This is a genomic window from Brucella anthropi (assembly GCF_046630315.1).
Lineage (GTDB): Bacteria > Pseudomonadota > Alphaproteobacteria > Rhizobiales > Rhizobiaceae > Brucella > Brucella anthropi_A.
On the sequence record NZ_LQBD01000037.1, the window covers coordinates 75,097 to 94,756 of the forward strand.

Sequence of the window (19,660 nt, forward strand, 5' to 3'; positions counted from 1 at the left end):
TCTCCCAACCGGGCAACAGGAGCATAAAACCCGCCGGGCCGAAACCGGATTATTCTCCCCGCGTCATTTTTCCCGGATCGCCGCCCGATCGACCGAAACCGCCTTGACCAGCGCCACCACCTCGTCCCCGGCGCGCAAGGCCAGCTCGTCCACCGAGCGCCGCGTCAGCCGCGCCCCGAGGCGACGGCCCCGGAAATCGAGCGAAACATGCGCATTCGGCCCCTCGCCCGCCTCGATACCCGTCACGGTGACGGGCAGGAGGTTGCGGATGCTGATGGCTTGCGGAACTTTGCGCGCAATCGAAACATCGCGGGCGCGCACGCGCAGCCGCACATGCATATGCTGTTTCAGCCCCGCGTCGCCAAGCTGGAACGAGGCTCCGCCAAGGTCGATCTCCGCCAGCTTGTAGCGCGCATCATAGGCCGAAACCGTGCCTTCCAGCAGCACGCCGCCGCCTTCACCCTCCGCGTCGATCAGCGGAAAGACATCCGCCGCCGCCCCGCTGGCCGCCACCCGGCCAGCGGACAACAGCACGATTTCGTCGGCAAGCCGCGCCACCTCATCGATTTCATGGCTCACATAGACAATCGGCACACGGCTTTCATCGCGCAGCCTTTCAATGAACGGCAATATTTCCTGCCTGCGCGCATGGTCCAGCGAGGATAACGGCTCATCGAGCAGCAGAAGGGCAGGATCGGACAAAAGCGCGCGGCCGATGGCGACACGCTGGCGCTCGCCGCCGGAAAGCGTGGATGGTCGCCGGTCGAGGAGAGGCTCGATGCCAAGCAGCGCCACCACCTCGTCAAAGCTGCGCGTGGCCTGCCTGCGGCCTGCCCAGCGGGCATAAGTCAGGTTGCGCCTGACGCTCATATGCGGGAAAAGCCGCGCTTCCTGAAACACATAGCCGATGCGGCGCCTTTCCGGCGGCAAGTCTATGCCCATCTGCGCATCGAACAGCGTGAAATCGCCAACCGCGATGCGCCCGCTTTGCGGGCGGAGCGTTCCGGCGATCATTTTCAGAAGCGTCGTCTTGCCCGCGCCCGAATGGCCGAACAAGGCGGTGACGCCCCAGTCGGCGGCAAAATCAGCCTTGATGGCGAATGCGCCGTTGCGGCCGGTAATGGAAACTGCAAGCCCGCTCATTTCGCTACTCCCGCAAGCCTGCGCTGCAACCATTCGGAAAGCACCACGGCGGCTATTGAAATGGCGGCGGATATGGCGATCAGGCGGAAGGCTTCGGCATCGCCTGAAGGCGTTTGCAACAGGGCATAGATGGCAAGCGAAAGCGTTTGCGTCTCGCCCGGAATGTTGGAAACAAAGGTGATCGTGGCGCCGAACTCGCCCAGCGCCTTGGCAAAGCCAAGCACGGCGCCCGCCAGAATGCCCGGCAGAAGCGGCGGCAGAATGACGGTGAAAAAGGCGGTCAACCGGTTCGCGCCCAGCGTGCGGGCCGCTTCCTCAAGCCCGCGATCAAGCCCTTCGATCGAAAGCCGGATCGGGCGAACAAGCAGCGGAAAGGCCATGATGCCGGCAGCAAGCGCGGCCCCTGTCCATCGGAAAGCGAAGGAAAGTCCCAGCCATTCCTGCAAGGGCGCGCCAAGCGCGCCCCGCGCCCCGAACAGGATCAGCAGCAGATAACCCGTCACCACCGGCGGCAGGACCAGCGGCATGGTGACGATGGCCTGCATGAGCGCCTTGCCCGGAAAATGGAACCGGGCAAGAACCCACGCAACGACAAAGGCAACCGGCAGGGCGACAATGATGGCTATCCCGGCAACCCGGAGCGACAGAGACACGATCTGCCAGATATTGCCTTCTATCATTTATTCGGCAGCCTCCGCAGCGCCCACAAAACCTTTGTCCTTTATAATGGTTTGACCGGCATCGCTTTCAAGGAAAGCGAGGAAAGCCCTGGCCGCATCGGTTTCATTCTTCGCAACAAGCGCCGCCGGATAGAGGATCGGCGCATGGCTATCCGCCGGGAAGCGATAGGCCTCGACCAGTTCCGGCGCTGCCGCACGGTCGGAGGCGTAGACGATTGCCGCCTTCACTTCGGCCCGGCTGACATATTGCAGCGCAACGCGCACATTTTCCGTAAAGACCGCATTTTTCTCGACATCCTTCCAGATATCGAGCTTTTCAAGCGCCGCCTTGCCATATTTGCCTGCCGGGACATTCGAGGGGTCCCCCATCGCAAAACGACCCGCGCTCAGAAGCGCCTTGGCATCGCCCTTCGGCGCATCCTTCTGCGTTGCGATCACCAGCGCATTGCCCGCAATGACCTTGCGCGAGGCCTTGTCGATCAGGCCGGCCTTTTCGACATAATCCATCCAGTCGAGATCGGCGGAAATGAAAATCTGCGCCGGAGCGCCCTGCTCGATCTGCTTGGCCAGAACCGACGAAGAGGCAAACGACGCCACCACTTCGGTGCCGTCCCTGGCCTTTATCTGTCTGGCTGCCGCCTCGACCACGTCCTTCATGCTGGCGGCAGCGAAAACAGTCACCTTTTCGGCCGCGTGCGCAACCGAGGCGGCACCGGCGGCAACCGCGATGAGACATGCAGCGATGAGTTTCTTCATGAATATCCTCCATAATGTCCGCAAGCCACGGACAAATCCATCATCCGCCGGAAAACCGGCGCCATTCCTGTGCGAGCATTGGCAATTCCGAATGCTCCGACTTGCGATGATGGGTGTGATGGAGGCAAACGCGACCCGGATGCCGTCAAACCCTTGATGCACGGGCGCCCATGCAAAAGCCGCCCAAAATTGCGCAACGAATTCAGATCGTTCCGCAACCAGCGCCACCATAATGCGGTGAAATCCGTTTGACCAGCCCTATGAGGGGCATGCGGCATCAGCTGCCGATATGCTTGTGCGCCCCGCGCTTCTCGGCAAGCTTCACCTGCTTCTGGCGCTCGGCATAGCGGGCGCGATCTTCCGGAGTGCGCTCATCATAGCAACCGGCACAGGAAACGCCTTCCTCGAAGAATTGCGAAAGCTTGTCTTCCGGCGTGAGCGGACGCCGGCAGGCGCGGCAAAGCTCCACGTCGCTTTCGGCAAGCCCATGCCCCACGGCCACGCGCTCATCGAACACGAAGCACTCGCCGTTCCACATGCTTTGCTCGCGCGGCACTTCTTCCAGATATTTCAGGATGCCGCCCTTGAGATGGAAAACATTGTCGAAACCGAGGCCCTTGACGAAGGCCGTCGCCTTTTCACAGCGAATGCCGCCGGTGCAGAACATGGCGATCTTCTTGCCTTCCAGCCTGTCGCGGTTCTGCTCGACCCATTCGGGAAACTCCCGGAAGGTTTTGGTCTGCGGATCGATCGCCCCTTCGAAAGTGCCGATCGCATATTCATAATCGTTGCGCGTATCGACCACGACCGTATTTTCATCGGCGATGAGCGCGTTCCAGTCCTGCGGCGCGACATAGGTGCCAACGCTTTTCAAGGGGTCGATGCCCTCGACGCCCATGGTGACGATCTCGCGCTTCAGCCGCACCTTCATGCGATGGAACGGCATTTCGCTTGCATGGGAATATTTGAGTTCCGGCTTGGCCAGACCCGGAATGGCGGTGATATGCTGCACGAGCTTTTCAATCGCCTGCGCGCTGCCCGCGACCGTCCCGTTGATGCCTTCCGCCGCCAGAAGCAAGGTTCCCTTGATGCCATTGGCGCAGCACAACTGTGCCAGCGGCTCACGCAGGCTTTCATATTGCGGGAGCGGCGCAAAGCAATAAAGGGCGGCAACGGTGAAAGGCAAATTACTCATCGGTTCTGTCTTCTTTGAAAATTCAACCCGCAACTAACCCTCGCAAGGGGCGAATTCAAGTCAACTTTATCCTCATGCAGCCAAGTCGCATCACAATCCGCCTCGAAGACCAACTTTTCGAGGAGAAATACATGTTCGACAGCCAAACCATTGCAGCCCTGACGGCAATGGCAAATGCGGCACAGATTGATCCGGCGGCTCTGCTGGCGATTGCGGAAGTGGAAAGCGGCGGGCGTGCGCTGTTCGATATCAACGGAGGCAAGGAACCGGCCATCCGGTTTGAAGGGCATTATTTCGACCGCAGGCTCTCCGGCCGCCTGCGCGATCATGCGCGGAGCAACGGCCTGTCGGCGCCGGTGGCCGGGCGGATACGCAACCCGAAATCGCAGGCCGCGCGCTGGCTCCTGCTTGAACGCGCCATGGGCTTGAGCAAGAGGGCGGCCCTGGAATCCACCTCCTGGGGGCTCGGTCAGGTCATGGGCGCCCACTGGGAATGGCTTGGCTATCGCACCGTCGACGACCTTGTGGTGGAAGCACGCGGATCGGTTGCCGGTCAGGTCCGGCTGATGCTGCGCTTCATCGAAAAGGCCGAGCTTCTCGACGTGCTGAAAGCCTGCAACTGGAGCGAATTCGCCCGCCGCTACAATGGCCCGGCTTTTGCCCGCAACGCATATGACAAGCGCATGGCAGACGCCTATCAATGCTGGCAAAAGCAATGCGACAGTTCTAGAAAGATCGCATGAACACGCCTCCTTCGGTGGTGGACAAACCGCAGAAGGGGACTTAAATCGATTTATATGGACGGCGCACCTTTACCCTGATTGTATCGGTGCTCCATTCCTTTGTCCTGAAGCCGCGCATGCCATCAACGATATGCGCTCAACAGCCGAGCAAGCCGATGCCCCAGAAAACCGATCTTCTCGTTCCCATCATGACAGGCCAGCCGGTCATTCCGGTTCTGCTGATCGACAAGGTGGAACACGCTGTCCCGCTGGCGCGCGCGCTTGCCAAGGGCGGGTTGCCCGCAATCGAGATCACCTTGCGCACGGCGGCAGCGCTTGAGGCCATCCGCGCGGTGGCCGATGAAGTACCGGAAGCAATCGTCGGCGCAGGCACGATCCTCAACGCCAGGCAATATGAGGATGCGGCGAAGGCGGGTTCGCGTTTCATCGTCAGCCCCGGCGCGACGAAATATATCGTCGCCGCAGCCAATGACAGCGACGTCCCGCTTCTGCCTGCCGCCATCACGCCGAGCGAAATGCTGGCGCTGCGTGAAGAAGGCTATACCCATCTGAAATTCTTCCCCGCCGAACAGGCTGGCGGCGCATCCTTCCTGAAGGCGCTGTCCTCACCGCTGGCCGGGACATTCTTCTGCCCGACAGGCGGCATCAGCCTTGCCAATGCCCGCAACTACCTGTCGCTGCCCAATGTTGTCTGCGTCGGCGGCTCCTGGGTGGCCCCGAAGGAACTCGTTGAGGCGGGCGACTGGGATGCAATCACCGATCTTGCACGCGAGGCAGCGGATCTGCAAAGCTGAACCAGACCGGACGGGAATGCAAAAAGGGGCCTTCGAGGCCCCTTTTGTGATGTGCGTTTGTCCGGCAATCAGTTGGTTTCGGTAAACTTCGCCACCGTCAGGAAGGTAACGGCATTGCCGCTGAACTGGTTGGCGCGTTCGGTCGGCAGGTTGCCGCGCTGGAAACCTGCCGTGTAAACCATCGCCGGTGCCGAGCGGAGCGCATCGTTGCGGAGAACCGGATTGGTTGCCGGTACGGCTCTGGAGACGGATTCCGTCGACATGGCGACTTCCGAAGTCGGCATCGCTGCCGGCTGGACGACCACGCGCGGTCTGGATTGGGCCTTGGCCACATGGCGCGCACCCTTTGCCGTGGTGCGGACGCCGGTTTCAGCGGCCTTGCCGATTGCCGCGACCCGCTTGCGGATAGCCGCAGGCGCGGCGGCTGCCGGATTTTCCGGGGCCTGCGAAGGTACGGCATCTGCAACCAGCCTGCTGTCGTAATCATCGTCGGCAGGCGGTGCGATCAGTTCGCCGATCTCATCCTTCTTCGACAGCATGGCAAGCTGCGTGTTGCCACGCGGCGCTTCCTTCGGCAGCGGGAAAGCTGCCGTTTCGCCCGGCTGCGGCACAGCCGCATTGCCCGCATCGGCAAGCTGTGTCGATGCAGCCTCCTCGTTGTTGACCAGAGCGGCAATCGCATCCTGACCGCTTGCGGCAGGCTGCTCGCTCGCCTGTTCACTTGCATGTTCACCGGGGCGTGCCGGACGCGCCGCAGGGATCACGGCTGCTGCAAGCTGTACATTCTCGGCCTCAAGCTGCGGGCGAGCCGACGGGATCGGCACAAAACCATTCATCAGCGGCGACGGCGTACCGGCGTCGGCAACCTGTACCGTGTTCGCATCCACCGCAGCGCGGGCGGCGGCGGCCGCATCGGCGGCAGGTTCGGCTGCGGCAAGCGCCACGGCATCCTGCGGCGCCATTGCCGGCTTGCGGGCCGGGATCGGAACATTGAGCGCGACAGCCGGTGCTGCGGCTTGAGCTTGTGCCTGGGCCTGAGCTTGGGCATCAAGCCCGGCTTCGGGGCGCGGCGCCTGCATCGGCACCGGTGCCTCACGGGCAGGCAGGGCGGCAACCATGGTTTCACGCGGCTGCTGGACCGGCGCTGCCGGAACCGCCGCCGGAGCCTGGCGAACAGGCGTTGCACGCGCCGGACGCGCTGTTGCCGGCGGGGCGCTCACATCGCCATTATCTTCGTCTTCATCGGCGCCGCCGCCAAACAGCGCGCCAAACAGGCTCTTGCTGCGACGCGGCGCGGAATTGCTGGCCATCAGGATCTCGCCGCCACTGGCCTTGCGCCTTTCGATCATGGCCAATGCCTGCTCATAACCGGGCAATGGCTTGCCATCCGCGGGAAGGTGCGCCGTCTTGCCATCGGGGAAGAGCGCAAGCAGTTCGCGGCGGCTCATGCGCGGCCAGGAGCGGACATTGCCGACATCCATATGGACGAAGGGCGAACCGGAACGCGGATAATAGCCGACGCCGCCGATCTGATAGCGCATGCCGATGCCGCGCAGCTTCGCCAGCGGAACGCCGGGGATGAAAAAGTCCATCGCGCGGCCAAGCATGTGCTGGCTCTTCTTGGCAACGCCGGTATGGGCCGAACGCGAACGCAGCATGGCGTTGGTGGCCGGTGAGCGATAGGCGGAAACCACGGTGATATACTGGCTCGATCCGGTGGAGCGATAGACCTGCCAGACCAGATCGAACAGGCGCGGGTCCATCTTGGTCGGTTCGTTGCGGCGCCAGTCGCGCAGGAAGACGTTCAGTTTCTTCAGGCCCTGGGGATCAAAACGGCCGTTTCTCTTGAAGACGATTTCCGCTTTTTCACCGGTGTGCACGTAATAAAGCTTGAGGGAGCGGGTTTCAGCCGAAGCCTGCGAAGGAGACAGCGCCATGAAAACCGCAGCGGCGGCAAGGGCGGACGGCATGGATGCAGAGACCTTCATCCTGGCCTTCACCCCGGTCCAGACCTTCGCAAAGCGCGCCTTAATGGTCGATATGCTGTTCATCGAATCGTATCGCCTTACCGTTTTCCCGCCCTCAGAGGCATTCTCCAGGCATTCCTCGAGACTTTCTTTGTGGTGCCACAAAAAGACCGCGTCCCGGTTCCGCTTGATCTCCGATTGTCGGATTTAATGGTTAATGGACGCTTAGTGAACAACAAATGAGGAGACACCATGGCAAAAAAGCCACACACGCGCATCTATTTTCGTCATGGTAAAAAAATTATTAACAGTCTTCAATCCGCAACAGCACCTGCGACAGGTGACAGCAATTCTATTATAAACAACTAAAATTCAAACGGTTACACAGTCTCCATCATCCGGCGATGCGGTTGAAGGGGGTGGTTCCCCCTTCCTCCTCGATCCCCATGCCCTTGCCGGAAATCGACGCCACATCGATGCCATATTCCTTCAGCTTCCGGTAAAGCGTGGTTCTCCCGATGCCCAGACGCCGGGCCACCTCGCTGATCTGGCCGTCATAATGCGCGATCGCGAAGCGGATCATTTCTTCCTCGGCGGCGGCAAGCGTGCGCACCTCGCCTGCCCCGTCAACCCCGCTGAACACGCCCGTCGAGCCGCTCATGCCCGGATCGTGATCGACAAGATTGAACCGGGCGGATTGCTGCCCCGCCCTTGCAGCCTCCGCTCCCGCACGAATCTGGGCGAAATCCGCCGCCGTCAGTTCGCCAGTCTCGCAGAGAAGCACAGCCCGATAAACGGCATTTTTCAGTTCCCGCACATTGCCGGGCCAATGATAAGCCTTCAGCTTTTCCAGCGCATAGGTGGTGATGCCGGTAATGTGCCCCATCCGCTCCTCGCTGACATAACGCATCATGAACTGGTGCAGCAGGATGGGAATATCTTCCAGACGGTTGCGCAGCGGCGGCATGGTCACGGCAAAAGAGCCAAGCAGATGGTAAAGCCCGGCATGAAAGCGCCCCATATGGACCAGATCGGCCAGGGGCCTACTGTTCGACGCCATGATGCGCGCATTGGAAAGGGTACGCTCACCGCTCCCACCGGTTTCGAACTGGCCGGATTGCATGGCGGCAAAAAGCTTGATCTGCGTATGGCGCGGCAGCGCGCCCACCTCGTCGAGGAAAAGCGTGCCGCCATCGGCTTCGGCCAGCTTTCCAAGGCTTCGCAGCGCGTCGTTGTCGCGGCGGTCGCGCCGTGCGGTCGAAACGCCGAAGAAAATCTCATCGGCATCCTCCATCGTGAGGGTGCGGCAATCGACGGTGACGAAAGGGCCGCGCCAGCGCGCGCCGCCGCTGCAAATGGCACGCGCCAGCGTTTCCTTGCCGCTGCCGGGCTCGCCTTCGATCAAAAGCGGCGCGTCCAGCGCCGAGGCGCGACGCGCCAGAACGGCGACCCGCTCCATTTCCGGGCTTTTGGTGGCCATGTCGGAAAGCGCCAGATGTGCCTTCAGGGACGACCGGGCACGGCGGATTTCCTGCGTCAGCGCATCGATCTTCAAGACATTGGCGATGGAAACCTGCACCCGTTCGGAAGCGACCGGCTTGGTCACGAAATCGACCGCGCCAAGCTTCATGGCCTGCAAAACCGGCCGAAGATCGTCATTTTGAACGAGAACGATGACAGGCACGGCATCGCCCGCGGCGCGCATGCGCCGCAAAACGGTCAGCCCGTCCATATCGGGCATGGCCAGATCGAGCAGCATCAGGACGATGTCCTTGCGCTGGCTTACAAAACCGAGCGCGCTGGTGCCGCCATCCGCAAGGATGGTCCGATAGCCAATGCGCATGACTATCTCTTCCAGATTGCGTCGATGAATCGGATCGTCATCCGCTATGAGTATGCGCGTTGCCATGAACAGCTATCATCAACCTATGGAGTTCCCGCGCCCGCAATATTTAAACAGTTTAAATGTCTCAGAGCCTGTTCCAAAAGTCGCCATGCCGGTCTGTAAATGGCGCTTTGTCTCAAGTTCCAGTGCTCATGTACTTCAAGTACATTGCGCTCCGGTACTCGAAAATCACCATTCTCGCCACGGCCTGCCGCTTTTTGATTCAGGCTCTCATATTCCAGGCGCGCCATTTGGGGCCAAGCCCTTAACGAATGCAAGCTACTAAAATGTGCTTTGGTATCCCATTCACAAAATTGTATCCTGAACCCGCCGCCAGGTTCAGCCTGTTTCCGTGAAGTATTTCGCCGGCAAGCAATCACAAATATCCGAAGTGCTTTTGCCACCTCTTGGCGATCCTGGCAAGACATGCGAGAAGAAGCTTCATGGAGCGGTTCCGATTGGGCAGGGAAACGTGGAAACGCTCTATCTCTTTGTTTATATGCATGATCCGGTGCAGGCGGCTATACGCTTTTGCCGGAAATGCTTCAGGAGAATGTTCATGACCCGCTTTTCAGAATCCGTTTTCTTCAACCAAGCCTTTCATGCACCGGCGGGTGACGCTGCGGCCGCAGAAAACACCGGCCTCGGCGCCCTGCCGGAATGGAACCTCGGCGATCTTTATCCGTCTGCGGACAGCGCGGAGCTGAAGAGCGACATCGAAAAGGCCATGAAGGACGCGGCCGCGTTCGAGCAACGCTGGAAGGGCAGGCTTGGCGATGAAGCCGCCAGGGCCAATGGCGGCAATTTTGCCGATGCGATCAAGGAATTCGAGGCTCTGGACGAACTGATGGGCCGTATCGGCTCCTTCGCCGGCCTCTATTATTATGGCGACACGACCGATCCGAAGCGCATGAAGCTTTTCGGCGATGTGCAGCAAAAGCTGACGGATGCCAGCACCCATCTCATTTTCTTCAGCCTGGAGATCAACCGCATCGATGATGCCGTGCTTGAAAAGGCGATGAGCGACGATGCGGCCATCGGCCATTACCGTCCGTGGCTGACCGATCTGCGCATGGACAAGCCCTACCAGCTCGATGACAGGCTGGAACAGCTTTTCCACGAAAAGTCGATCACCGGCTATAGCGCCTGGAACCGGCTGTTCGATGAAACCATGTCGGGTCTTCGCTTTGAAATCGACGGCGAGGAACTCAGCATCGAGCCGACGCTGAACATGCTTCAGGATGCCGATGGCGCCGTGCGCAAAAAGGCGTCTGAAGCGCTGGCAAAGACCTTTGCGGCCAATCTGCGCACCTTCACGCTGATTACCAACACGCTTGCCAAGGACAAGGAAATTTCCGACCGCTGGCGCGGATTTCAGGACATCGCCGACAGCCGCCACCTTGCCAACCGCGTCGAGCGGGAAGTGGTGAACGCGCTGGCCAAGGCGGTGGAAGACGCCTATCCCCGCCTTTCACACCGCTATTATGCCTTGAAAGCCAAGTGGCTTGGCCTTGAAAAGCTTGAAAACTGGGATCGCAACGCGCCGCTGCCGGAAACGCCGCAGGCGCTGATCTCCTGGGATGAGGCGCGCGAAACCGTGCTTTCGGCCTATGGCAATTTCGCGCCCGAAATGGCCGCGATCGCCAAAGACTTCTTCGATAAGAACTGGATCGACGCAGCCGTGCGCCCCGGCAAGGCGCCGGGCGCCTTCGCCCATCCGACCGTGCCGTCCGCGCATCCTTATGTGCTGCTCAACTATATGGGCAAGCCGCGCGATGTGATGACGCTGGCCCACGAGCTTGGCCATGGCGTGCATCAGGTTCTGGCAGGCGGTCAGGGGGCGCTGATGGCATCCACCCCGCTGACGCTTGCCGAAACGGCGTCCGTATTCGGCGAAATGCTGACCTTCCGCTCGCTTCTGGCCGCGACGAAGGACAAGCGCGAGCGCAAGGCCATGCTGGCGCAAAAGGCCGAGGACATGATCAACACGGTCGTGCGCCAGATCGCCTTCTACCAGTTCGAGCGCCGGGTCCATACCGAGCGCAGCGAGGGCGAACTGACCTCGGAGCGCATCGGCGAAATCTGGATGGATGTGCAGCGCGAAAGCCTTGGCGATGCCGTCAATCTCAATCCGGGCTATGAGACCTTCTGGACCTATATCCCGCATTTCATCCATTCGCCGTTCTATGTCTATGCCTATGCTTTCGGCGACTGCCTGGTGAACTCGCTCTATGCGGTCTACCAGAACTCGGAAAAGGGCTTCCAGCAGAAATATTTCGACATGCTCAAGGCTGGCGGCACCAAGCATCACAAGGAACTGCTTGCGCCCTTCGGTCTGGATGCGAGCGATCCGGAATTCTGGAACAAGGGCCTGTCGGTGATCGAAGGCATCATCGACGAGCTTGAAGCCATGGAAGACTGAGCAAAAGCCGTGACCCGGCCGGGGAACAAACCGCTTATTCTCTTTCGGGACGACAAGGCGGGCCGCGACGTGCTTTTCGCGGCCCCCTTAACGATTATCCGTGCCGACACGCCGGACGCGTTCGAACCCGCATGGGAAGCGATGCAAGCGGCGCACGAGGCGGGAAAATGGCTCGCGGGCTATCTTTCCTATGAAGCCGGCTATCTGCTGGAACCGAAGCTGAAGCCGCTTTTGCCGGAAGGCCGCAAGGCGCCTCTGCTCTGTTTCGGCGTGTTCGACGGCCCGTCCGACGGGCAACTCCCCTTGCGCGACAGCGATAACGCCACCTTTCTGCGCGATCCCGTCGCACAATGGTCGTTCGAGGATTATGCCCCGCGCTTCGAGCGGCTGCACCGGCATTTGCGCGAAGGCGACTGCTATCAGGGCAATCTCACCTTTCCGATCCATGCCGAATGGGGCGGCGATCCGCTGGTCCTGTTCAACAGGCTCGCGAAACGCCAGCCGGTCCGCTACGCGACCTATTGCGACTTATCGCGACATTGGGGCGGGCCGATCATCCTGTCGCGGTCGCCGGAACTTTTCTTCGAGGTCGATGGCGACGGATGGATTGAAACCCATCCGATGAAAGGCACCATGCCGCGCGGCGCGACGCCCGAAGAAGACGAGCGGAACCGGCAGTTTCTGCTGAACGATCCGAAAAACCGCGCTGAAAACCGCATGATCGTGGACCTGTTGCGCAACGACATTTCGCTCGTCAGCGAAGTGGGGTCACTCGACGTGCCGGAACTTTTCCGCATCGAAACCTATCCCACCGTCCACCAGATGGTCAGCCGCGTGCGGGCGAAGCTGAGGGAAAACCTGCCATTGCGCGCGCTCTTCGCGGCCCTTTTCCCGTGCGGCTCCATCACCGGGGCGCCCAAGATCAGCGCCATGGAAATCCTCCGCAAGCTGGAAACCGGACCGCGCGACATTTACTGCGGGTCGCTCGGCTGGATCGAGCCCGGCGGGCGCATGCGTTTCAACGTTGCCATTCGCACGATCTCGCTTCTGGGTGAAAATCGTGCAATCTTCAATGTAGGGGGCGGCGTGGTCTTCGATTCCACGGCACAAGCGGAGTACGAGGAATGTCTTCTGAAAGCACGGTTCGCAGCTCTATCCAGCCAGACGGAGCAGGGGCAATCGTGATCGAACCGGACTATCAATTGATCGAAACCATGCGCTGGGAGCCGCTGTCGGGCGTATTGCGCCTTGATCTGCATATGGCGCGGCTTGAGAATTCCGCACGTGAACTGGGCTTTGCCTGCGACATGGAGGCGGTGCGGCAGAAGATTGCCGAAAGCGGCACCGGCGAACAGGCGCTGAAGCTGCGCCTGACGCTCGCGCCGGATGGTATCGCCACGGTCTCAAGCATTCCTTACGAAGCGCTGCCGTCCCAAACGATCTGGCGGATCGCAATTGCACGCACGCATCTCGATCACAGCGATCCCCTGCTGCGCCACAAGACGACGAGGCGGCAGGCCTATATCGCCGCGCGCGAGGAATATTCTCCGGCGGAAATCGATGAGGTCATCCTGCTCAATGAGCGCGGCGAGGTCTGCGAGGGGACCATCACGTCGATATTTCTCGATGTCGGCGGGACAACCTGCACGACGCCGGCGCTTTCCTGCGGTCTTCTCGACGGGGTGCTGCGCCGCGAACTGCTGGACAACAATGTCGTTGAGGAGGGTATTGTGACCGTCGATACGCTCAAGGATGCGCGCAGCATTCTCGTCGGCAATTCGCTGCGCGGCATGATCCGGGCCAAGCTCATCGAGGCCTGAAAAGCCAGGATGCGTTAAACATGTATCGATGTCATGGGCTTGTGACGTTTCTTTCTTTCCATGAAGTTGTGTTATCGTTCCCCGCGCATTATCCGACGCAAAACCGCTTCGCACTTTTGCCGGAAATGCTCTAAACCGGGATGCGAATGGCCCGACACCGCAATTTTGCGGCTCTCAAGAGGAAGAAAATGGCGAAAGCGAAATGGCAAGTCTATGGTGAGATAACCGGCCCCGTCATCATGATCGGCTTTGGGTCGATCGGGCGCGGTACCCTGCCGCTGATTGAACGTCATTTCAGGTTCGACAAATCGCGCATGGTCGTGATCGATCCGAGCGAAGCCAACCGCAAGATCCTCGATGACAAGGGCATTCGTTTCCTCAAGGAAGCGATCACCAAAGACAATTACAAGAAGGTTCTGGGGCCCCTCCTGAAGGAAACCGAAGGCCAGCCCTTCATCGTCAATCTTTCGGTCGATACCGGATCGCTCGATCTGATGCGCTACGCCCGCGAGCATGGCGCGCTTTATATCGATACCGTGGTGGAACCCTGGCTCGGCTTCTATTTCGATGAAAAAGCCGACAATGCCTCGCGCACCAATTATGCGCTGCGCGAAACGGTTCGCGCCGAAAAGCGCAAGAATCCCGGCGGGCCGACCGCCGTTTCCTGCTGCGGCGCCAATCCGGGCATGGTCTCGTGGTTCGTCAAGAAAGCGCTTGTCGATCTTGCGAGCGAATTGAAGCTCGATTTCACCGAGCCGGCCGCCGATGATCGTCACGGCTGGGCGAAACTGATGAAGAAGGCCGGCGTCAAGGGGATTCATATCGCCGAACGCGACACCCAGCGCGCAAAGGAACCGAAGCCTTTCAACACGTTCTGGAACACATGGTCGGTCGAAGGTTTCATCGCCGAGGGCCTGCAACCGGCGGAGCTTGGCTGGGGCAGCCATGAAAAATGGATGCCCAAGAACGCCCGCAAGCAGAAAAAGGGCAGCAAGGCCGCGATTTTCCTTGAACAGCCCGGCGGCAATACCCGTATCCGGACCTGGTGCCCGACGCTCGGCGCGCAATATGGCCTGCTGGTCACGCATAATGAAGCAATCTCCATCGCCGATTTCTTCACCCTGCGCGACAAGAAGGGCAAGCTCGACTTCCGCCTGACCTGCCATTACGCCTATCACCCGAGCAATGATGCCATTCTGGCGCTTGATGAAATGTTCGGCGCTGCGGGCCGTGCGCAGCCGGTGCAGCACGTTCTGGAAGAGCATGAAATTCTCGATGGCAGCGATGAGCTCGGCGTCCTGCTCTATGGCCATGACAAGAATGCCTATTGGTACGGCTCGCAACTGACCGTCGAGGAAGCGCGCAAGCTTGCGCCCTATCAGAACGCAACCGGCCTGCAAGTCTCCTCGGCCGTGCTGGCGGGCATGGTCTGGGCGCTGGAAAATCCGCAGAGCGGCATCGTCGAGACGGATGAAATGGACTACCGCCGCTGCCTTGAAGTCCAGATGCAATATCTCGGCCCTGTAAACGGCTATTACACCGACTGGACCCCGCTGGAAGGTCGCGGCCATTTGTTCAAGGAAGACATCGATACCAAGGACCCGTGGCAATTCCGCAATATTCTGGTGCGCTGAAACATCTGCCCGGCTAGGCCGGGCAGTTTTCATTGCGGCAGTTTCGCAACAATCGCTTAATCCTCACATTGAGGGCTTGTTTTCGTGTAAGTTTCCATACATCAAACTAATCAACCCCCGAGCGGTCCCAATCGGCACGGAATCGTTGATACCGCTCCAAAGACCAGACTTTACGCATTTCCGATGCCAGGCGCCCCAATGTTGCGGCACGGAAATGCACCAATGGAGAGCATGGATATGAAACGCTTCCGCATCATTGCCCCCCTTGCAGTCATGGCGCTGGCGTTGGCCGCGTGTGAAACGACTGGCCCCGGCGGCGGCAATGTCCCGGTCGTCTCCCGCACCCCGGCCGGCATCGAAGGCAGCTGGGTCGATCCAAACGGCATTGTCTCCTCCTTCAACGGCGGCATATTCGAAACCCGCGCCACCGACACGAACGAGAAGCTGGCCGAAGGCAACTATCGTTACCAGTCGCCGCAGCTTGTCGAAATCGACATGCGCTCCATCGTGCGCGGCACGTCGTCGAAAGTGAACTGCGCGCTCGTCTCGCCAACGCAGCTCAACTGCACGTCGTCGTCGGGTTCTCGCTTCTCGCTGGCACGCAAAGCCGCAGGATAACCAGTCTGTATAGTGTGTGAATTTCAATTGTTTACGGCGCGGAAAACATCCGCGCCGCCAGAATTGGGCTATCCGCAATTGTCAGGATTGTAATTTGTCTTTTTTTCTCTAGTTTTCCGGCTGAACAGGAGTCGGAAGATGAGCGAGATGGATAAACGGCAGAAAAAGCCCAGTCAGACAATAAAGCCGCAGGCCAAGGCAAAGCTGCCGAAGGTCGGCGTTCTGCTGGTCAATCTCGGCACGCCCGATGGCACCAGCTATGGCCCGATGCGCCGCTATCTGGCCGAGTTTCTCTCGGACCGTCGCGTCATCGAATGGCCGCGCCTCATCTGGTATCCGATCCTTTACGGCATCGTGCTCAATACCCGCCCGAAACGGTCCGGCAGGCTTTATGACCGCATCTGGAACCGCGAGAAAAACGAATCTCCCTTGCGGACCTATACCCGCGCGCAAGGCGAAAAGCTGGCCACGGCGCTTGCCGAATATCCCAATGTGGTCGTGGACTGGGCGATGCGTTATGGCCAGCCCTCCATCGAAAGCGTGACGGACCGCCTTTTGGCGCAAGGTTGCGAGCGGATCGTCATGTTCCCGCTCTACCCGCAATATTCGGCAACGACGACGGCGACGGTGAACGACAAGTTCTTCGAAGCACTCATGAAGAAGCGTTTCCAGCCGGCGGTGCGCATCGTGCCGTCCTATGAAACGGAACCCGTCTACATCGAGGCGCTGGCGCGCTCCATCGAGAAGCATCTGGAAACATTGTCCTTCAAGCCGGAAGTGATCCTCGCTTCCTATCACGGCATTCCCAAGAGCTATTCGGACAAGGGCGACCCCTACCGACAGCAATGTCTGGAAACAACGCGGCTTCTGCGCGAGCGCCTCGGCCTTGGGGAAGACCAGCTCCGCTCCACCTTCCAGTCGCGCTTCGGGCCGGAGGAATGGCTCCAGCCCTATACCGACGAAACGGTGGAGGAACTGGCCAAGCACGGGGTCAAATCGATGGCTGTTCTCAATCCGGGTTTCGTTGCCGACTGCCTGGAAACGGTGGACGAAATCGGCAACGAGGCCGCTGAGGAATTTCTGGAAAATGGCGGCGAGAATTTCAGCCATATTCCTTGTCTCAACGACAGCGAAGACGGCATGAAGGTCATCGAGACACTGGTGCGCCGCGAATTGCAGGGTTGGGTGTAGATTGAAGGCAGTAGGGCAATAGGGCAGTAAGGCAGTATGTTCTGATCTGTGCTAGAATTCACCTACTGCCTTATTGCCCTACTGCCTTATTGCCTTAAGGAAAGACAATGACCGGTTTCGATATCACGCTGCTCATTCTGGCCGCACTGGTTCTGGCGACGCTATTTGCCGGCATAAAGACCGTGCCGCAGGGCTATAATTATACGGTGGAGCGGTTCGGTCGCTATACGCGCACGCTCAATCCCGGCCTGAACCTGATCGTGCCCTTTTTCGACCGCATCGGCGCGCGCCTCAACATGATGGAGCAGGTGCTCGATGTGCCGACGCAGGAAGTCATCACCCGCGACAATGCCATTGTGGGCGTGGATGGCGTTGCCTTCTATCAGGTGCTGAACGCGGCGCAGGCCGCCTATCAGGTCGCGAACCTGCAATATGCGATCCTCAATCTGACCATGACCAACATTCGCACGGTCATGGGTTCGATGGACCTCGATGAGCTGCTGTCGAACCGCGATGCGATCAATGATCGCCTGCTGCGGGTGGTGGATGAAGCAGCCCATCCCTGGGGCATCAAGATGACGCGCGTGGAAATCAAGGACATCAATCCGCCGGAAGACATCGTTGCTTCGATGGCGCGGCAGATGAAGGCCGAGCGCGACAAGCGCGCGCAGGTTCTGGAAGCGGAAGGCGACCGCAACGCTCAGATTTTGCGCGCCGAAGGCCAGAAGCAGTCCCAGATCCTCGAAGCCGAAGGCAAGCTGGAAGCAGCCAGACGCGAGGCGGAAGCGCGCGAACGCCTCGCCGAAGCGGAAGCGAAGGCCACGACCATGGTTTCCGAAGCCGTGGCCAACGGCAATGTGCAGGCACTGAACTATTTCGTTGCGCAGAAATATACGGAAGCTCTCAGCAATATTGCCAGCGCCAAGAACCAGAAGGTCGTGCTGATGCCGCTGGAGGCCAGCTCCCTCATCGGTTCGCTCGGCGGTATTGGCGCCATTGCCAGGGAGGTTTTTGGCGATGGCAGCAGGCCAGCCGATCCGGCGCCGCAGTCGCCGCCCCCTTCCCGCGCGCGCAGCGTACCGCCTGCGGGGCGTTAGAGCATTTTCGAGCCAAAAGTGCGAAGCGCCTACGCGGGGAAATCAGTCCACTCAACTGATTTCTGATCCCGCTTCGATGCGCAGGATAATGCGTTAGGATAAGAAGAGAGGGAGCCATGATTATCGCGTTTCTGTCCGATCTCGGTATCTGGAACTGGCTCGTTTTCGGGCTGATCCTGCTTATTCTCGAACTTATGGCGCCCGGCTTTTTCTTCATCTGGTTCGGGCTTGCGGCACTGGTGACGGGTGCGCTCGCCTTTCTCCTGTCTTCGCCAACGGGGTTTGGCTGGCAGTTTCAAACCGTCGTGTTTCTGGTTCTCGCCGTCATCTTCGTGCTGGCGGGACGCCGCTTCTTCGGCTCGCGCAGCAGCGATGCTGACGAACCCCTGCTCAACCGTCGCGGTGAGCAACTGGTGGGCCAGCGCGCCACATTGACGGAACCTATCCTCAATGGCCGCGGGCGCATCCGCATCAACGATACGATGTGGCGTGTGAAAGGACCCGACCTGCCGATGGGAACAGAAGTCCGCGTGATCGCTTTCGATCCGGTTACGCTGGAGATTGAAGTCGCTGAATAGGGGAATGTGAAAGAATCGGATAAACTAAAGCAAGTTATTTTTTAACTTACTCCCTTACTCCCTTACTCCCTATCACGCCGCGCCTATCCGCAACAGGTCATGGAAGTGCACAAGCCCGATCGGGCGTCCGGCTTCGACCACGATCAGCGCGCCGATGTGATTTTCATTGATGGTGTTGAGCGCCGCAGTCGCCAGCATGTTCTGGTCCACTGTCTTCGGCTTGCGCGTCATGATATCATCGACCGCCAGTGCCGCGAGGTTGCGGCTCAGATTGCGCGAGATGTCGCCATCCGTGACGATGCCTGCCAGATCGCCGCCATCGTCGACGACCACCACGCAGCCAAAGCTCTTCTGCGCCAGAACCTTCATCGCATCCGGCATGGATGTGCCGGTCTTCACCAGCGGAAGCCGTTCGCCGCGATGCATGATGTCGCGGATATGAATGAGGCTCGCCCCAAGCGAGCCGCCGGGATGAAACGTCTTGAAGTCGCTCGGTGTAAAGCCGCGCGCTTCCAGAAGCGCGATTGCCAGCGCATCGCCAATGGCCAGCTGCATCATGGTCGAGGTCGTCGGCGCCAGACCATGCGGGCAGGCTTCAGCCGTTTTCGGCAGGAGCAGCACCACATCCGCCGCGCGGCCAAGCGCCGAATTCTCACCTGCGGTAATCGCGATCAGCGGAATGCGGAAACGCTGCGAATAGTTGACGATACCTTTCAGTTCCGCCGTTTCACCCGACCATGAGATCGCCAATATAACATCGTCGCGGCCAATCATGCCGAGATCGCCGTGATTGGCTTCCGCCGAATGAACGAAGAATGCCGACGTGCCGGTCGAGGCGAAAGTGGCGGCAAGCTTGGAGCCGATATGGCCGCTCTTGCCAACGCCGGTAACGACCAGCCGCCCGCGCGAGGCGACGATACATTTCACCGCTTCGACAAACGGACCGGAAAGGCCATCGTTCAGCGCATCTTCCAGCGCGAGGAGGCCTGCATTCTCGGTCCTTATGGTGCGCAACGCCGAAGCGATGGCCGCTTCCGCGTCTGCCGGAGGGATGATCTGATCGAGCTTTTCCATGGCGGCAAGGGTTAACTTCTTCGCAGCCGGTTGTCCAAACATTTGTGCAATGGTTGGACAACC

Annotated in this window: 16 protein-coding genes and 1 pseudogene; 10 read left to right on the forward strand and 7 right to left on the reverse strand. The window is 59.9% G+C overall.

The genetic code is table 11. The features are described 5' to 3' along the window. Nucleotides 1-63: 63 nt before the first annotated feature. The 4 genes from modC to AVM02_RS17190 all read right to left on the reverse strand — a co-directional run bounded on the left by modC (nt 64) and on the right by AVM02_RS17190 (nt 3,774). Nucleotides 64-1,143, reverse strand: a complete 1,080-nt coding sequence (gene modC, locus AVM02_RS17175) for a molybdenum ABC transporter ATP-binding protein (RefSeq protein WP_411508129.1) — start codon at nt 1,141-1,143, stop codon at nt 64-66. Next, nucleotides 1,140-1,823: a molybdate ABC transporter permease subunit gene (gene modB / locus AVM02_RS17180; RefSeq protein WP_411508130.1), complete on the reverse strand. Its 684-nt coding sequence runs from the start codon at nt 1,821-1,823 to the stop codon at nt 1,140-1,142. Before modB ends, modC begins: the two co-directional genes overlap by 4 nt. After that, nucleotides 1,824-2,579 carry a molybdate ABC transporter substrate-binding protein gene (gene modA, locus AVM02_RS17185; protein WP_411508131.1) on the reverse strand — a complete coding sequence of 252 codons (756 nt, stop codon included), beginning with the start codon at nt 2,577-2,579 and terminating at the stop codon, nt 1,824-1,826. A 277-nt stretch (nt 2,580-2,856) separates the two neighbouring features. Further along, a complete protein-coding gene (locus AVM02_RS17190; RefSeq protein ID WP_411508132.1) occupies nt 2,857-3,774 on the reverse strand; it encodes a rhodanese-related sulfurtransferase in 918 nt (305 codons plus the stop codon). Between the two features lie 131 nt (nt 3,775-3,905). On the opposite strand from AVM02_RS17190, the gene AVM02_RS17195 reads away from it, so the two are divergent. Beyond that, nucleotides 3,906-4,517 carry an N-acetylmuramidase family protein gene (locus AVM02_RS17195; RefSeq protein ID WP_411508133.1) on the forward strand — a complete coding sequence of 204 codons (612 nt, stop codon included), beginning with the start codon at nt 3,906-3,908 and terminating at the stop codon, nt 4,515-4,517. Between the two features lie 155 nt (nt 4,518-4,672). Further along, nucleotides 4,673-5,311: a 2-dehydro-3-deoxy-phosphogluconate aldolase gene (locus AVM02_RS17200; RefSeq protein WP_411508134.1), complete on the forward strand. Its 639-nt coding sequence runs from the start codon at nt 4,673-4,675 to the stop codon at nt 5,309-5,311. Between the two features lie 68 nt (nt 5,312-5,379). On the opposite strand, the gene AVM02_RS17205 is transcribed toward AVM02_RS17200, so the two are convergent. Together AVM02_RS17205 and AVM02_RS17210 are read right to left on the reverse strand one after the other, a co-directional pair. Beyond that, the gene (locus AVM02_RS17205) at nt 5,380-7,362 is read right to left on the reverse strand and encodes a DUF882 domain-containing protein (RefSeq protein WP_411508135.1); all 1,983 of its coding nucleotides are present in this window, start codon (nt 7,360-7,362) and stop codon (nt 5,380-5,382) included. Nucleotides 7,363-7,672: 310 nt separating this feature from the next. Further along, nucleotides 7,673-9,187 carry a sigma-54-dependent transcriptional regulator gene (locus AVM02_RS17210; protein ID WP_411508136.1) on the reverse strand — a complete coding sequence of 505 codons (1,515 nt, stop codon included), beginning with the start codon at nt 9,185-9,187 and terminating at the stop codon, nt 7,673-7,675. A gap of 535 nt (nt 9,188-9,722) precedes the next feature. Here AVM02_RS17210 and AVM02_RS17215 point away from each other — a divergent pair. The 8 genes and pseudogenes from AVM02_RS17215 (at nt 9,723) to AVM02_RS17250 (ending at nt 18,523) form a co-directional block, all read left to right on the forward strand. Further along, a complete protein-coding gene (locus AVM02_RS17215; protein ID WP_411508137.1) occupies nt 9,723-11,585 on the forward strand; it encodes a M3 family oligoendopeptidase in 1,863 nt (620 codons plus the stop codon). Between the two features lie 9 nt (nt 11,586-11,594). Continuing rightward, nucleotides 11,595-12,770: an aminodeoxychorismate synthase component I gene (locus AVM02_RS17220; RefSeq protein WP_411508138.1), complete on the forward strand. Its 1,176-nt coding sequence runs from the start codon at nt 11,595-11,597 to the stop codon at nt 12,768-12,770. Further along, nucleotides 12,710-13,405 carry an aminotransferase class IV family protein gene (locus tag AVM02_RS17225; protein ID WP_411508139.1) on the forward strand — a complete coding sequence of 232 codons (696 nt, stop codon included), beginning with the start codon at nt 12,710-12,712 and terminating at the stop codon, nt 13,403-13,405. The genes AVM02_RS17220 and AVM02_RS17225 overlap by 61 nt, the downstream gene beginning before the upstream one ends. A gap of 188 nt (nt 13,406-13,593) precedes the next feature. Beyond that, nucleotides 13,594-15,039: a homospermidine synthase gene (locus tag AVM02_RS17230; RefSeq protein WP_411508140.1), complete on the forward strand. Its 1,446-nt coding sequence runs from the start codon at nt 13,594-13,596 to the stop codon at nt 15,037-15,039. Nucleotides 15,040-15,276: 237 nt separating this feature from the next. Beyond that, complete coding sequence (gene omp10 / locus AVM02_RS17235) at nt 15,277-15,657, forward strand: outer membrane lipoprotein Omp10 (RefSeq protein WP_411508210.1); 381 nt, start codon at nt 15,277-15,279, stop codon at nt 15,655-15,657. A 195-nt stretch (nt 15,658-15,852) separates the two neighbouring features. Further along, a pseudogene (hemH, locus tag AVM02_RS17240) lies at nt 15,853-16,848 on the forward strand (ferrochelatase); the annotation flags it as partial. 107 nt (nt 16,849-16,955) lie between these two features. Beyond that, entirely contained in the window at nt 16,956-17,945 is a 990-nt protein-coding gene (locus AVM02_RS17245) for an SPFH domain-containing protein (RefSeq protein WP_411508141.1), read from the forward strand. Between the two features lie 116 nt (nt 17,946-18,061). Beyond that, entirely contained in the window at nt 18,062-18,523 is a 462-nt protein-coding gene (locus AVM02_RS17250) for an NfeD family protein (protein WP_411508142.1), read from the forward strand. Nucleotides 18,524-18,595: 72 nt separating this feature from the next. Here the strand turns inward: AVM02_RS17250 and AVM02_RS17255 are convergent, their stop codons facing one another. After that, a complete protein-coding gene (locus AVM02_RS17255) occupies nt 18,596-19,597 on the reverse strand; it encodes an SIS domain-containing protein (RefSeq protein WP_411508211.1) in 1,002 nt (333 codons plus the stop codon). Nucleotides 19,598-19,660 lie beyond the last annotated feature (63 nt).